The 13,555-nt window shown below is 63.6% G+C and carries 12 protein-coding genes; 7 read left to right on the plus strand and 5 right to left on the minus strand.

The features are described from left to right. The first annotated feature begins 15 nt into the window (after positions 1-15). Both QQS38_RS02080 and QQS38_RS02085 read left to right on the plus strand, forming a co-directional pair. Positions 16-516: a YfiR family protein gene (locus QQS38_RS02080; protein ID WP_479643704.1), complete on the plus strand. Its 501-nt coding sequence runs from the start codon at positions 16-18 to the stop codon at positions 514-516. Beyond that, complete coding sequence (locus QQS38_RS02085) at positions 513-2,411, plus strand: putative bifunctional diguanylate cyclase/phosphodiesterase (RefSeq protein WP_479643705.1); 1,899 nt, start codon at positions 513-515, stop codon at positions 2,409-2,411. Before QQS38_RS02080 ends, QQS38_RS02085 begins: the two co-directional genes overlap by 4 nt. Positions 2,412-2,436: 25 nt before the next feature. On the opposite strand, the gene QQS38_RS02090 is transcribed toward QQS38_RS02085, so the two are convergent. After that, entirely contained in the window at positions 2,437-3,762 is a 1,326-nt protein-coding gene (locus QQS38_RS02090; protein WP_479644079.1) for a hypothetical protein, read from the minus strand. Positions 3,763-4,118: 356 nt separating this feature from the next. On the opposite strand from QQS38_RS02090, the gene QQS38_RS02095 reads away from it, so the two are divergent. Then, positions 4,119-5,387 (plus strand): acyltransferase family protein, encoded by a 1,269-nt coding sequence (locus QQS38_RS02095; RefSeq protein ID WP_479643706.1) that lies wholly within the window; start codon positions 4,119-4,121, stop codon positions 5,385-5,387. 115 nt (positions 5,388-5,502) lie between these two features. Here the strand turns inward: QQS38_RS02095 and QQS38_RS02100 are convergent, their stop codons facing one another. Both QQS38_RS02100 and QQS38_RS02105 read right to left on the minus strand, forming a co-directional pair. Next, on the minus strand, positions 5,503-6,672 hold the full coding sequence (locus QQS38_RS02100) for an aldose epimerase family protein (protein ID WP_479643707.1): 1,170 nt from the start codon (positions 6,670-6,672) through the stop codon (positions 5,503-5,505). A gap of 98 nt (positions 6,673-6,770) precedes the next feature. Continuing rightward, entirely contained in the window at positions 6,771-7,928 is a 1,158-nt protein-coding gene (locus QQS38_RS02105; RefSeq protein ID WP_479643708.1) for a pyridoxal phosphate-dependent aminotransferase, read from the minus strand. 40 nt (positions 7,929-7,968) lie between these two features. Here QQS38_RS02105 and QQS38_RS02110 point away from each other — a divergent pair, with 40 nt between their 5' ends. From QQS38_RS02110 to QQS38_RS02120, 3 genes are all read left to right on the plus strand, one after another. Further along, a complete protein-coding gene (locus tag QQS38_RS02110; RefSeq protein WP_479643709.1) occupies positions 7,969-8,634 on the plus strand; it encodes a GntR family transcriptional regulator in 666 nt (221 codons plus the stop codon). A gap of 270 nt (positions 8,635-8,904) precedes the next feature. Further along, the gene (locus tag QQS38_RS02115; protein ID WP_479643710.1) at positions 8,905-9,420 is read left to right on the plus strand and encodes a ComEA family DNA-binding protein; all 516 of its coding nucleotides are present in this window, start codon (positions 8,905-8,907) and stop codon (positions 9,418-9,420) included. Positions 9,421-9,550: 130 nt separating this feature from the next. Continuing rightward, entirely contained in the window at positions 9,551-10,003 is a 453-nt protein-coding gene (locus QQS38_RS02120; RefSeq protein ID WP_479643711.1) for a YidB family protein, read from the plus strand. 125 nt (positions 10,004-10,128) lie between these two features. Here QQS38_RS02120 and QQS38_RS02125 read toward each other — a convergent pair whose 3' ends face one another. Continuing rightward, positions 10,129-10,836: a ProQ/FinO family protein gene (locus tag QQS38_RS02125; protein WP_479643712.1), complete on the minus strand. Its 708-nt coding sequence runs from the start codon at positions 10,834-10,836 to the stop codon at positions 10,129-10,131. Positions 10,837-10,971: 135 nt separating this feature from the next. After that, the gene (gntR, locus tag QQS38_RS02130; RefSeq protein ID WP_479643713.1) at positions 10,972-12,045 is read right to left on the minus strand and encodes an HTH-type transcriptional regulator GntR; all 1,074 of its coding nucleotides are present in this window, start codon (positions 12,043-12,045) and stop codon (positions 10,972-10,974) included. Positions 12,046-12,220: 175 nt separating this feature from the next. Between gntR and QQS38_RS02135 the strand changes: the two genes are divergently transcribed. Then, the gene (locus tag QQS38_RS02135; protein ID WP_479644080.1) at positions 12,221-13,483 is read left to right on the plus strand and encodes an ABC transporter substrate-binding protein; all 1,263 of its coding nucleotides are present in this window, start codon (positions 12,221-12,223) and stop codon (positions 13,481-13,483) included. Positions 13,484-13,555: the final 72 nt, after the last annotated feature.

Below are 13,555 nucleotides of genomic sequence, written 5' to 3' on the forward strand. Positions count from 1 at the left end.
CTCCCGAGCCTCACGATGGCCTGCGTCTCGCTTGCGACCGCCTGCGTGTGGACGCTGGCGCACGCCCAAGTCGACCTCTACTCGCTCGAGGCCGCTTACGTCTTCAACTTCACCGAATTCACCCAATGGCCGCCGGCGCACGCGAGCGGTCCGCTCGCCGTCTGCGTCAATCCGCGCACGGAACTGGGCGCGGCCATAACCAAGCTCGACGGGCGCACGGTGTCGGGCAGGACCTGGCACGTCCAACCGGTGCCGGACGGTGCGGCGATCGCCGCGTGCAACGTATTGATCGTCGAGGACGCCGCCTCCAGCGCCGCGAGCAAGTCGGCCAGCGCACGCGACGTGCCGATCCTCGTGATACGGGCGGCGGAGGCCGACGTCGGCGATGGGCCGTCCATCGTCACCTTGGTTCGCGACGGCGAGCGGCTTCGCTTCGACATCGACAACAAGGAGGCGGCGCGCCGCCGCCTCGCACTCAGCTCGAAATTGCTCCGCTTGGCTAGGAACGTCACATGAAGCGCAGCGGACATGCGGGGCCGAGCCCCATGAAGGAGATGGCGCGCATCAAGCTCGCGGGGTTCGGCGTCGCCCTTTTCATCTCCGGCTTGGTCTTACTGCTTTATCAAGCGTTGTCCCTGCGCTCGGCTCTCACCGCCGACGCCAACGTGCAGGCCGACATGATCGCGGACAACGTTTCGGCTGCGCTCATGTTCGAAGACGTGCGATCGGCGCAAGAGGTGTTGCATTCTCTGCGCAAAGTGCCCTACGTCGAGAGCGCCGCGATTTATACAGCGGGCGGCAAGCGCTTCGCTGCCTACGCGCGGCCCGGCGTTTCCGGACGAGAACTGGCCGAGGCGAGTCCCGACCACGTCAGGCCGGCCAAGCACCGTTTTTCATTCGAAGACGTGTTCGTTGCCGCGTCGATCGCGCAAAACGGCAAGCCGCTCGGCTCGGTCGTCGTCGTCGCCACCACGGAGAAAATGCTCGACGAGTTGCTGCACTATGCGGCGTTCATCCTCGGCGCCTCGTTGTGCGCACTCTGGATCGCATTCGTCGTGACCACACGGATGAGCGCGCGCATCGCGCAAGCGGAAAAGAAGCTCGAATATTTGGCCTCGACCGATCCGCTGACGGGGTTGCCGAACCGGCGTGCGTTCTACGAGCAATTGGAGCAACGGCTGCAGCGAGGCGCCGACGCGTGCTCGCGCGCGGCGTTGATTCTCATCGATCTCGACGATTTCAAAACGGTCAACGATACGCTCGGACATGGCGCAGGCGACGAACTGCTCAAACACGTCGCTATCGCGCTGCGCCAGAGCGTACGTCTCGCCGATCTCGTGAGCCGCCTCGGCGGCGACGAATTCGCCGTGCTGGTTGCGATCGCAAAGGAGAAGTCCGAAGGCATTCGCACGGCCGAGCGCATCGCGCGCGCCCTCGCGCGCCCGTTCGATTTGCCGCGCGCGAGCATCATGGCGAGCGCGAGCTTGGGCGTGAGCGTATTTCCCGATGACGCCGCGGATGTCGCCGGGCTCGTCAGCAGCGCGGATATCGCGCTCTATGCGGCCAAAGGGGTCGGCAAGAATGCGGCCGTCGAATTTCATCCCAGCATGACCGTCGAAGCGCGCAGGCGGGCGCGGGTCGACGCGCAATTGCGCAAGGCGATCGAAACCGATGCTCTGCATCTGGTGTACCAACCGCAGTTCGAATGCCGCACAGGGCGCTTGGTCGGCGCCGAGGCGCTCGTTCGTTGGGTGCATCCCGTCGATGGCGAGATCGCGCCGACCGAGTTCGTCCCGGTGGCGGAGGACAGCGACCTCATCGTGGCGTTGGGGTATTGGGTCCTGCGCCGCGCCTGCCGCGATGCGGCACGCTGGAACGCGGAGCACAGCGTGGGCGTTCACGTGGCCGTGAACGTTTCGGCACGTCAATTGCGGCAACCGCAATTTAGCGAGGACGTTAAGGCGGTGCTTGCCGAAAGTGGCCTTTCCCCGCATTTGCTCGAGCTCGAGCTCACGGAGAGCCAACTGATGGCGAACATGACCGCCGGCGTGGAAGCGATGCGCCAACTGCGCGCAGCCGGTATTCGCTTGTCCCTCGACGATTTCGGGACGGGCTACTCATCTCTGTCGTACTTGCAGGCGTTTCCCGTCAACAACCTGAAGATCGATCGCGCGTTCGTCAATCCATTACCGCGAGACGGACAGCCGATCGTGACGGCCATCATTTCGATGGCGCACAGCTTCGGGATTGCCGTCGTTGCCGAGGGCGTCGAAGAGCCAGCGCAACTGGCATGGCTTAGCGACGCAGGCTGCGATATCGTCCAGGGCTACCTGACGGGCAGGCCGATGTCGCTCGAAGGCATCACCGACCTTTTTCATTCCGAGTGCGAAGATTCCGAGCCGCTAGCCTGAGCCGCCGCGCAACCGGCTACTACCGCTACTGGTCGGCATTCGATGCGGTAAACGCGCTGTATGCCGTATGCGTGGGCTGTATCGGGGCCAAGTCGTTCATCACGATGCCGAACGTCTGGTCGCCGCTGATCAAGTCGTAGTACATCACCGCCTGAATACCTTCGTTCTTGCGCGCTGCATAGAAGCGCTGCAACTTTTGTTGTACATAGTTGGCGCGGAACTGCTCGTCTACCTCCGGCGCCGCGTTCCACTCGGTAATCATGAACGGCACGCCATAGCGCGCCTTGCAATAGGCCGGCAGGTTGAAGCCCGGACCCGCGCCATCGATCCCGATCTGGAAGATATCGCCGTAAGGTTGGTAGTTGTGCCAGGTCGTAATGTCCCAGCGCATCTTCCGATAGCCGCCCGAGCCGTCCGGCTGCTCGCCGTCCCACAGCAAATCCGAAGCGCCGATGTCGGCCACGGTGAAATTCACCGCGCACTTCGCAGTGGGCTGAACGGATTTGACGCCGTCGATCATCCCTTGAATCGCGCCGCGCAGAATGGGCCAATTCTGGTTGTTGAAATCGTGAGGCCCCGTGCCCGCCTGCCTCGAGTCGAGAATGATCGCCCGATCGCGCGTGAGCTCGTTTCCGCACTCGTACATCGTGATGCCATGCGGCCCCAGAGCTCGCGCGACCGCGGCCGCACCGGCGCGATTGGCGAGGTACGCGTCGCGCTCGCTAGCGTACAGATTGCCGTTGCCGTCGCGCAAACCGTAGTTCAAAAGCGGCAGCAGCGTAAAGCCGACAGGACGGAACGCATCGGCTAGCGCGATCATCGGCTTCAGTTGCGCATCGGTCGCGATGCAGCCGACCCGGTAGCTCGTGCAACCGAGCGCTTGCAGCGTCGAAATGATTTGCTGCGGCGTGAACGGATAGTCGTGGTGACCGTTGATCCCGTAGAACGCACCGGTCGGCACCGACATCGGCACGCGCGGGTCCGTGCAGGGCAACCAGCGGTTGGCCCAGGTCATGACGTAAAACTGACCGCCCGTGCCGCGCTGATAAATCATGCCGCCGTACCAAAGCAACAGACTCACGTTGTAAGAGTCCTTGTCGCGCACGCCGTTTTTGTAGACGAATCCGCTCTTGACGGTCCATACATTGTGCAGTCGATCGACGATCGCCGCGGCGGAAGGAATGACCGTTCCATCCGTGGAAACAGCAGTATTTGCCGAAACCGTGGTCGTGGTACTTCCGGTATCGCTCGCGGCGATAGCTTCGTCTGCTCCAGCGCCACCCAATGCAACGAGTACGTGGCCGCCCGCGAGGGCGGCCACTTGGCCCAGGAATCGACGTCTCTTGATGATCACAAAGCGCCTCCATGGCGAGTAATAGATGAGTTAGGTACGACCCTTGCGAGGTCGCGCACTCTGACCATGGAGCGGCAGAAAGAGTTCGAATCGATTTCAGTTTTTTCTCGTAGGCATGGCGGTATTTTTTTCTGCCTGCTGCTCATGCCGCGCGCGACCGGGCACACAATCCGCTAGCTAGCGGGACGACCGGGTGCGTCAATTCCTCGTCGTTTTCGGTCCTCGCAACCGCCGGCACGCTAGCGCGCGGCTATTGTTCGTCTACCGACGAGCACCAGGCATGGACGGGGCGCTATCGCGCCGATTCATATCGGCATCGAACCGCTCTTCGATCGGCATGGAAGGGGACATACATGAACAAAAAGTTCGATGCGCTCGACCTGCTTAGATTTGCATTGGCCTGCTATTTGATGGTGTTTCATTCGATCCATCAGTACCCCCAAAGCGGGCAGTTGCGCTTCATCGCGCTCGCCGATCTTGGCGGATTCGCGACGAGCTCGTTCTTCCTGCTTTCCGGGTTCATCCTCACCCACGTCTACTTCGGTGGGAGCGTGGCATTGCGCGGGGGCAGGTACGCGTTTTTCGTGAAGCGGCTGTCCAACCTGTACGCCATTCACCTCATCGCGTTCTGCTTGCTCTTGTTCGTTTCCCTCTCGGGCACGCGAGCGCTCAACGCGTTCTATTTGCTGTCGCTGGACGAAAGCAACGTTTCGGCGCAATTGCTGCCCCCCGTAGCGGCCGCCGTCAATTGGCTCGCGAACGTGTTGTTGATCCAAGCGTGGAATCCGCTTTATTCGTCGATCAATCCCCCCTCGTGGTCGCTTTCCGCCCTGCTCTTCTTCTACATCACCTTCCCGGTGGCCGCGCCTAAATTGCTCGCGGCGAAGCGGCCGGGCGCGCTGGCCTTCGCCTTGTGGCTTCTCTACCTCGCACCGCCCGTCTGCGCCGCCGCGATGCATTGGTATGGTCCGGCCGGCGTCGGCACGATCCTGCACAACCCGATGATCCGGTTGCCCGAGTTCTTTCTCGGCATTCTGACGTACCGCCTTTTCCGCGAGCATCGTTTCGATTGGATGACGCGCAGCCCGATGGTGCGTGTCTGGCTCGCGGTGTTCATCGTGCTTTCTTTCGTCGCGGCAGCGCAATGGGTCGCCGTGGGGCCGGAGTACGCCAAATACGTCGTGCATAACGGCGCGCTGACACCGGCTGAAATCGTGCTCGTCGTCCTGTGCGCCAGCGTGACGGTCCCGCATCGCTTCGCGCGATTGTCGTCGCGACTCGGCAACGCGGCGCTAGCGCTGTTCGCGATTCATGGACCGATCTTTCTGGTCTCGATGAAACTGCTCAAGCTCGCGTCGATGGGCGAATCGCCCTGGCGCTGCGCACTGCATTTCGGCGCCTGCGTGGCCGCCTCGAAACACATCGAACCGAGCATGGCGACTTACCCGCTCTACTTGATCGGAACCGCCGTCGCAGCGGTGTACTTTCAAGAACGCTGCGTGGTGCCGCTGCGAGATTGGATCCGAGCGCGGTTGCTGATTCGCACGGGGCAGGAAGCGCCCCATGCAGCGAGCGTCGCGCCCCAGAACGGGCAACGGCCGTGGCGCCCGCCGCGTGGATAGCCCGCGCTGGCGAAACGATTAGGAGTCCTTAGAGGTTACGCAGCGAGAGCCCGCATCCGTGCCATGCCGCGGCGGGCGCTCGTCAGTTTCCCGACCGACCGCCACGGGCACGGGGCTAGCGCACCCCGAGCCGCCATAACGTCGTTTCATGCAAGGTCTGTCCTGGCTTGAGCTGCGTCGTGGGGAATTGCGGATGATTGGGCGAGTCGGGGAAATGCTCGGCTTCGAGCGCGAAGCCATCGGTCTGCCGATAGGCGAGACCCGAGCGCCCCACTATGCTGCCGTCGAACCCATTCGACGTATAGAACTGCAACCCCGGCTGCGTCGTATACACATCGAGCGTGCGTCCCGAATCGGGATCGTAGGCGCGGGCGGCGAACTCGGGCGTGTCGCGGCCACCATTGTCGAGCACCCAATTTTGGTCGTAACCGTGCGCCCAGAGGATTTGCGGGAAATCGTCTCTCAGGTGCGCGCCGATCGGCGCCAATCCGCGCAAATCCATCGGCGTGCCGGCCACATCGCTGATCGCGCCGGTGGGAATGGCATGGCGGTCGGTGGGCGTATAACGCGACGCGGCGATCTCGATCATCTGCCGCTCGACGCTGCCGCTTGCCTCGCCCGCAAGGTTGAAGTAGCTATGATTGGTCAAATTGACGACGGTGCTCTTATCCGTCGTCGCTTGATAATCGATGCGCACTTCGTCATCGTCCGTCAGGGTGTACGTCACATCGACGGTCAATTTCCCCGGAAAACCGTTCTCGCCATCGGGACTCACATAGCGCAGTTGCACCCCCGCCTCCGTCGGCTCTTCGAACGTACGGACCGCAGTCCAAACTTTCGCATCGAAGCTGTCGGGCCCTCCGTGCAAGGTATTGGGCGGGTCGTTGACCGGCAAACGGTACTCGCGGCCATCGAGCGTGAAGCGCCCGTCGGCGATCCGATTCGCATAGCGGCCGATCAACGCGCCGAAATGTATGTTGCCGTTGTAGCGCTCGTAGTCGCGCAGCGACGAGAAACCGAGCACGATGTTCTCGACCTGCCCCCGCCGGTCCGGCATATCGAGTTCCGTCACGATGCCGCCGTAAGTAATGATTTTCAGCGTCACGCCATAGCGATTGGTAAAAGCGTATTGCCGCACCGCTTGGCCGGCACGCGTCGTACCGTAACCGGACTCGGACAGCGAAACGGCCGCGCATGCCGGTGCCGCCGCGAATGCAGCGCATGCGAGCGCCAGCGCGGTGGACAGACGCGCCAGCGCGCGGGACGGTTGGGTCTTGTCGTTCATGGGAGGATCCGTGCATTACGTCTGGTTTTTTGGAGCCAGCAGCAGGGATCGTGCCGCGCCGTTCGCGATGTTTGCGCACCGCTCGCGGCTGCGTCGCCTTATATGCCCCACGCGTGGCGCACCCGCGTCCGAATGTCGGCCAGTCTCTGCACGGGTTCGTTGGCGAAGACGAAGCGCAAATATCGTCCCGCTTGCGGGCCCCACCCTTGCATTGGCGTCGCCGCGACGTCCGCTTTCGCGAGCAACAGGCGCGATGCCTCATCGGACTTCAATCCCAGTTGCTCCGTGTCGATCAGGAGCGACCAGCCGCCATCCGGGCGAATCACGGGCAGATCGCTCAATTGCCCCAGCAAGACATCTCGCCGCGCCTGCCATTGTGCGACGGCTTGCGCAACCCCGTCGTCGCCGCAAGTGAGCGCCGCAGTTGCACCGGGCATACCGATGCCGACCTGACAGACGACGTTCGAAAGGCTCGTCAAGCGAACGTCGGCCATGATCGGTGCGGGGCCGACGATCCATCCCACGCGCCACCCGATCATCCGCAATTCCTTGGACACCGACCCCACCGTAATCGTCCGTTCGCGCATGTCCGCCAATGCAGCAGGGTGAATGACGGGATGGCCGTCGAAAACGATGCGCTCCATCGCAGCGTCATAGACGAGCCAAGCGTTCGCGCTACGGCAGTGTGAGGCGATCGCGTCCCACTCCTGCGCATTCGCGACGAAGCCGCTTGGCATCGAGGGCGACATCACGAGCAACGCTCTCGTGCGCGGACCGACCGCGGAGGCAAGCGAGTCGAGATCGAGGCGCCATCCGTGCGCACCGGGCGCCAACCGAGCAAACTTGGGTACGCCGCCCGCCAGCCGCACGCGATTGATCAGCCCGGCGTAGGTGGGATCGGTGAGCACGACTTCGTCGCCGGGCTCGAGGATCGACAGCAAGACGTTGAGGATGCCGGCAAGACCGCCGGCCGACACGATGCACTCCGTGTGCGGATCGAAGTCGCTGCCGGTCGATCGCCGCATGCGCGCAACGACCGCCTCGCGCAAGGCCGTCTGTCCCGTGAACGGCAAGTAGCTGTTGGCATCGTCGTCGCCGATCGCTGCGTGCGTGCGCGCAATCGCCTCGGCCGGCGGCCGCAGGTCGGTATCGAGATTCTCGAGCCGTAAAATGTCGCGGTTGCGTTGGGCATCGGCGGCATCCCCCATCTTGTCGACGCCGATTCCCGGAATGTCCTTCAAACGAGAGACCGTCATGCGCACCTCCTCCGTTTCGATCGTGTTTTAATATATTAAAATGAAGAAGTCGCCGACTGCAAAGTTTTTTTCGGAGTCGCTAGCCGAGCGGCTGCGCGCTCGCATCCTGCGCGGGGAATTGGCCCCCGGTGCGCAACTGCGGCAGGACAAAATCGCGCAGGAGTACGGCACCAGCCACATCCCCGTGCGCGAAGCGTTTGCACAGCTCGAGGCGCTCGGGTTCGTCACGATCATTCCCAATCGGGGTGCATTCGTTTCGGCCATGACGCGCGACGAAGCCGAGCAATTGCAAGCGATGCGCGTCGCGCTCGAGCTGCTTGCACTGGATTCGGCCATCGACGCATTCACGGCGCAAGACGCCGCCGCGGCGCGCGCGATCCTCGAACTCGATCGCACGGCGCGGGACATCGACCAATGGTCCAAGGACAACTGGGCGTTTCACCGTGCGATTTACGCCCCCTCGGGCAAGCAGCATGTGATGGACGTGCTCGAAACGCTGTGGCAGAAAGCCGATCGCTATTTGCGGCTCGTCTGGCAGCTCGCGTCATGGCAAGCCACGTCGTTCGCCGAGCACCTGCAGATCCTCGAAGCGGTCGCGGCTAAGGACAAACGCCTTGCGAAGCGGCTGACGAAGGAACACATCGAAGCAGCCGGAAAGGTGATGCGCGATGCATTGAGCGGTCATCAGGCGGACATCGAGCCGTAGCGAGAATGTCGCGTGCGCATGGCCCGGCATGTGCGGTAGCGCACACGCCGAGCGGCGCGCCACCCACATAGTGAGCACATGTTGCTGCCTGCGCGCGACGCGCGGTGCGACGGACGAGTTATCCCCACATTCTGTTGGCAATGCTGTGGACAAGCTGCAGATTAGCGAGGTAAGTTGTTGATCGGATTGGGAAGAAGACATCGTGCCCGCATTTGAGGTGGCGGCGCGACCATCGCTGCATCGATATGCTCGTCGAACGGGAGTCTCGCCATGCTCAAGAAGCTGCTGTTGCTGCTCGCCGCACTGATCGTTTCGATGTCGACCGCCCTCGCCGCATCGGTTGAGGTCAACCAGGCGGATCAGGCCACGCTAGAGGCGCTCAAAGGCCTCGGCCCGGTCAAATCGAAGGCCATCATCGACGAACGCGCCAAGGGGCCGTTCAAGGATGCAGACGATTTGGCCAATCGAGTCAAAGGATTAGGACCGAAATCGGTCGCGAAGCTCGAAGCGCAGGGGCTGACGATCAACGGCTCGTCAGCGCCGCCGGCTGGAACGAGCGCCAAGACGGCGCCTTCGGCAACGGCAACGCCGGCGCCCTCGAAAACGACAACGGCAACGACAACGCCGGCGCCATCGGCCGAGCAACCATCAGCAAAAGCGGGCAAGCGCGCGGCAGCCGCACCCGCTTCGAGCAGCGCATCGATGCCGCAATCCGGTGCGCACGAATCGAAATCGAAGAAGAAGAAAGACAAGGCGAAAGCTGCTTCCGCTGCATCTGGCGCCTGAACGAATGGCATCTGGGCGCTAGGCGCGCCCCCACCCCGCCTCGCGTGCGTCGCGCGAGGCGTTCCGTTAGGCATACCGTTGGGCGCCCCAAGCCGCGGGGCGCCAGCGTCTTTTTAGGAGCATCGACGACATGGGTCTACTCGATATGATCGGCTCTGCGCTCGGCCAAACGAACGCCGACGGTCAGCCGCACCAGAACGTGCTCACCGCCGTGATGGAGTTCGTCAACAATCAACCCGGCGGGCTCAACGGTCTCGTGCAGAAATTCCACGAGCATGGCGTGGGCGACATCGTTCAGTCGTGGATCGGGGCGGGGCCGAACCAATCGGTTTCGCCCGAAACGCTGCAGAACGTGGTCGGCCCCGATGCATTGAGCGAACTGGCAAGCAAGGTGGGCGTGCCGCCCGAACAAGCATCGGCGTTGCTCGCGCAGATACTGCCGCACGTGCTGAATCACGCGACGCCGGACGGGGAAGCGCCGCCGTCAGGGCAGATCGACGTGGCCCACGTGCTCAGTTCGATTCAAGGCGCGGGAGGGATCGGATCACTCGTCGAGGGATTCCTGGGGAACCGGCAGGGCTGATCGAACCAAGCGGCTCGCTCTCCACCGCGCCCGGGTGGGGGCCGTCTGCAAAACGATTCGGACTCGCGGCACGTCGCTTTGCCGACGCACCGCGAGCGAGCGCATTGCCGTACCGCGTATGCGGCTTACGACTCGAGTGAATCGCGATCGTTCTGTGCGGTACCGGATTCGACGCTTTCGGCTTGCGCCTCGTTCGCTTGCGCCTCGTTCGCTTGCGCCTCGTTCGCTTGCGCCGTTTCGGCTGCGGACGCAGCACCCGCTGCGGTCGCGACCGCAGCGCCGGCATCGGCCTTCGCCGCGCCCGGTTTGCCGCGCGCCTTGCGCCGGGCACCCGCACCGCCCTTCGCCTGGTTGCGTGCGAACGCGGCATCGCGCGCCGTCACTTCGCCGGCAGGCGCGCCCGCCAGATCGACGCGGGCCGCACCGTCGGTCAAGCAAGCCCAGTACCGGCTACCGCGGCACCAAGTGCCGACGGCCTCCCGAATCTCCGCCTCGCTGAGCTGCAATTGCGACGCCTGCGCCACGAGATCGGCCAAGATGCCGACCTTCAATGGCACTTTCGGGGCCGGATTCTTTGGAAAAGCCGCCGGAAAACGCTTCTGCAGCTTGCCGATCACGCGCACGACCGGATCGACCGGTTGCGCGTTCTCGCTCGGCCGCGCGTTCGTGCCGGTCCGTGCAGGGCGAGCGGGACGCGCCGGCCGGTCCGGCTTCGCTTCCGGCTTCGGCACTTTTTTCGCAGCCGGTTTTTCAGTCGCCTGTTCCTGCTGCTTCTTCAACTTCGCTTCTTTCGTCAGCTGCGCCTTAAGCGCGGCCAGTTGCTCGAAACCCATGCTTTATCCTGTCACCGCGTGCCTGATTCGGGACGACAATAGTATCAGCGTCGCCGCCTCGATGCCTACGCGAGCGCGCACGCCGTGCCCGCCCTACGGTTTTGCCCATCGAATCGACGCAGTGCGAACGCGAAACTACGCGCTTTCGCGCACCACCAACTCGAACCCCAGATCGATGCGGCGCTTGGCGGGCGCCCCGTCGACGATGATCTGCAGGAGCATGCGCGCCGCTTCGAAGCCGATTTCATAGCGCGGCGTCGCCACCGTCGTGATCGAAGGCGCGGATACCGCCGCGAACGGCAAATCGTTGAAGCCGACGACGGCAAGCTCTTGCGGCACCGCGATCCCTCGCCGCTGGCATTCGAACAGCACACCGAGCGCAAGATCGTCGTTGCAACAAAACACGGCGTCGCAGTCGGGCGCCTTGTCGAGCAACTCGCGCAGCAATCGGCCGCCGAGCGCGGCGTCCGACGGGTCTTCGGTCAACGCTTCGAGCGATGCATCGAGCCCGGCCGCGCGCAGCGCGCGCCGAAAGCCCGCGCGGCGCTGCATCGTTCGAGGGTCCAATTGCGCCGCGAGAAACGCCGGACGGCGCACGCCGCGTTCGACCAAATGCGAGCCGATCGCGAATCCCGCGCGCCGCTGCGAGAATCCGACGGAACCCTCGTCCCCCGACACGAGGTCGAACATGTGCACGAGCGGCACCTTCGCCGCGGCCAATTGCCGACGCACCGCGTTCGAATTATCGATGCCGGCCACGAGGAAGCCGTCAGGTGCGTGCGCAAGGTAGGCCGAGAGCAACTCGGCTTGCCGCGCCGGCGAGTACCCCGTGTTGCCGATCAGCAATTGATAGCCAGCGGGGCCGACGCAGTCTTGCACGGCCGCGATGGTCTCCACGAACACGGCGTTGGACAGGGACGGCACGAGCACGCCGATCAGCTTGGAGCGCGCCGATGCGAGGGTGCGCGCGGCGCGATTCGGAATGTAGCCGAGTTGAGCCACCGCGGCCTGCACGCGCTCACGCACGCTTGGCGAGACCAGCGCGGGATCGCGCAGCGCGCGTGAGACGGTCATCGTGCTGACGTGCGCGCGTTGGGCGACTTCATCGAGCGTGACGCGTCCGCTCGGCCGCCGGCGCGCGTTGCCTGGGGGCTGCTCGTCGCCGTTGCGAGGGCGAGGCGATGGTCGATTGCGATCGGGCCTATTCATGGCGAAAGTATCGCCGGTTTGCGCGTGGACAGAAAGATCGCACGGCGACGACAGGGTTCCTCCTAGTGGGGCCGTCGCGATGTTAGCGCTACCATTTGCCGCCGAAATTCAACAACCGTCTACGCCGCCAGCCGGCGATGGGAGAACATCGATGCATCCGAAATGCAGCGCACGCATGTATGCCCGTAAGCCCCTCGCCGCGATGACCGCTTGCGCCGCCGCGGCGCTCGGGCTCGCTACGACGCCCGCACGAGCCGCTTCCGTCGAGGTGCTGCACTACTGGACCTCTGGCGGCGAAGCCAAATCGGCGCAATTGCTCAAGAAGATGCTGGAGGAAAAAGGCGATACCTGGGTGGATTTCGCCGTGGCAGGCGGAGGCGGCGGCAATGCGATGACGGCGCTCAAGACGCGCGTGGTGGCGGGCAATCCCCCTGCAGCCGCACAAATCAAAGGACCGGCGATTCAGCAGTGGGGCGACGAAGGCGTCCTGTTATCGATCGACGATGTCGCCAAGAGTGGCAATTGGGATCGCCTGCTGCCGCCCGAGATCGCCCGCATCATGAAATACAAAGGCCAATACGTCGGCGCGCCCGTTAACGTGCATCGCGTGAACTGGCTCTGGATCAACGCCGACGCGCTCAAGAAGGTCCATGCGCAACCGCCCGCCACGTGGGACGCCTTCTTCAAAGTGGCCGATTCGCTCAAGCAAGCGGGCATCGTGCCGGTCGCCATCGGCGGGCAACCTTGGCAAGAAGCCGAGACGTTCGAATCCGTGGCGCTCGGTGTCGGCGGGCCGGACTTCTACAAGAAGGCGTTCGTGCAACTCGATCAAGCCACGCTCAAAGGCCCGACGATGGTCAAGGCACTCGAGACGTTCAAGCGGATCAAAGACTATACCGACCCGGGGCAAGTCGGGCGCGACTGGAACATGGCGACCGCGATGGTCATCAACGGCAAAGCCGCGATGCAGTTCATGGGCGATTGGGCGAAAGGCGAATTCACGGTCGCGGGCAAGACCCCGGGCAAGGACTACCTTTGCGTTGCAGCGCCTGGCTCGCAACAGGATTTCACGTTCAACGTGGATAGCTTCGTGTTCTTCAAGGTCAAGAACACCGGCGTCGAGAAGGGGCAAAAGGACATGGCCGGCTTGCTGATGAGTCCGGCTTTCCAAGAAGCCTTCAATCTCAACAAAGGCTCGATTCCGGTGCGGCAGGACGTGAGCCTCGCGAAATTCGACGACTGCGCGAAACGATCGTCGGCGGACTTCAAGGCCGCCGGCGCGAGCGGGGGTCTCGTGCCGTCCTGGGCGCACGACATGCTCGTCAGTCCCGCCGTGGAAGGTGCGTTCTACGATGTGATCGGCAACTACTGGGCGAGCAAGGACGAAACCGCCCAGCAGGCCGCCGACAAGTTGGCCGCCGCCGCGAAGACGAACTGAGCGACCGACGGCGAACGGGGCCCCTCGTCAAGCCCCGTTCGACCCCGCGCTCATTCGACGGCGTGCGAACGT

Source organism: Trinickia sp. Z7 (assembly GCF_056498045.1).

Coding starts and splice junctions, on each gene's coding strand:
- QQS38_RS02080 (WP_479643704.1), top strand. CDS start 16: ATGGCCTGCGTCTCGCTTGCGACCGCCTGCGTGTGGACGCTGGCGCAC.
- QQS38_RS02085 (WP_479643705.1), top strand. CDS start 513: ATGAAGCGCAGCGGACATGCGGGGCCGAGCCCCATGAAGGAGATGGCG.
- QQS38_RS02095 (WP_479643706.1), top strand. CDS start 4,119: ATGAACAAAAAGTTCGATGCGCTCGACCTGCTTAGATTTGCATTGGCC.
- QQS38_RS02100 (WP_479643707.1), bottom strand. CDS start 6,672: ATGAACGACAAGACCCAACCGTCCCGCGCGCTGGCGCGTCTGTCCACC.
- QQS38_RS02105 (WP_479643708.1), bottom strand. CDS start 7,928: ATGACGGTCTCTCGTTTGAAGGACATTCCGGGAATCGGCGTCGACAAG.
- QQS38_RS02110 (WP_479643709.1), top strand. CDS start 7,969: ATGAAGAAGTCGCCGACTGCAAAGTTTTTTTCGGAGTCGCTAGCCGAG.
- QQS38_RS02115 (WP_479643710.1), top strand. CDS start 8,905: ATGCTCAAGAAGCTGCTGTTGCTGCTCGCCGCACTGATCGTTTCGATG.
- QQS38_RS02120 (WP_479643711.1), top strand. CDS start 9,551: ATGGGTCTACTCGATATGATCGGCTCTGCGCTCGGCCAAACGAACGCC.
- QQS38_RS02125 (WP_479643712.1), bottom strand. CDS start 10,836: ATGGGTTTCGAGCAACTGGCCGCGCTTAAGGCGCAGCTGACGAAAGAA.
- gntR (WP_479643713.1), bottom strand. CDS start 12,045: ATGAATAGGCCCGATCGCAATCGACCATCGCCTCGCCCTCGCAACGGC.
- QQS38_RS02135 (WP_479644080.1), top strand. CDS start 12,221: ATGTATGCCCGTAAGCCCCTCGCCGCGATGACCGCTTGCGCCGCCGCG.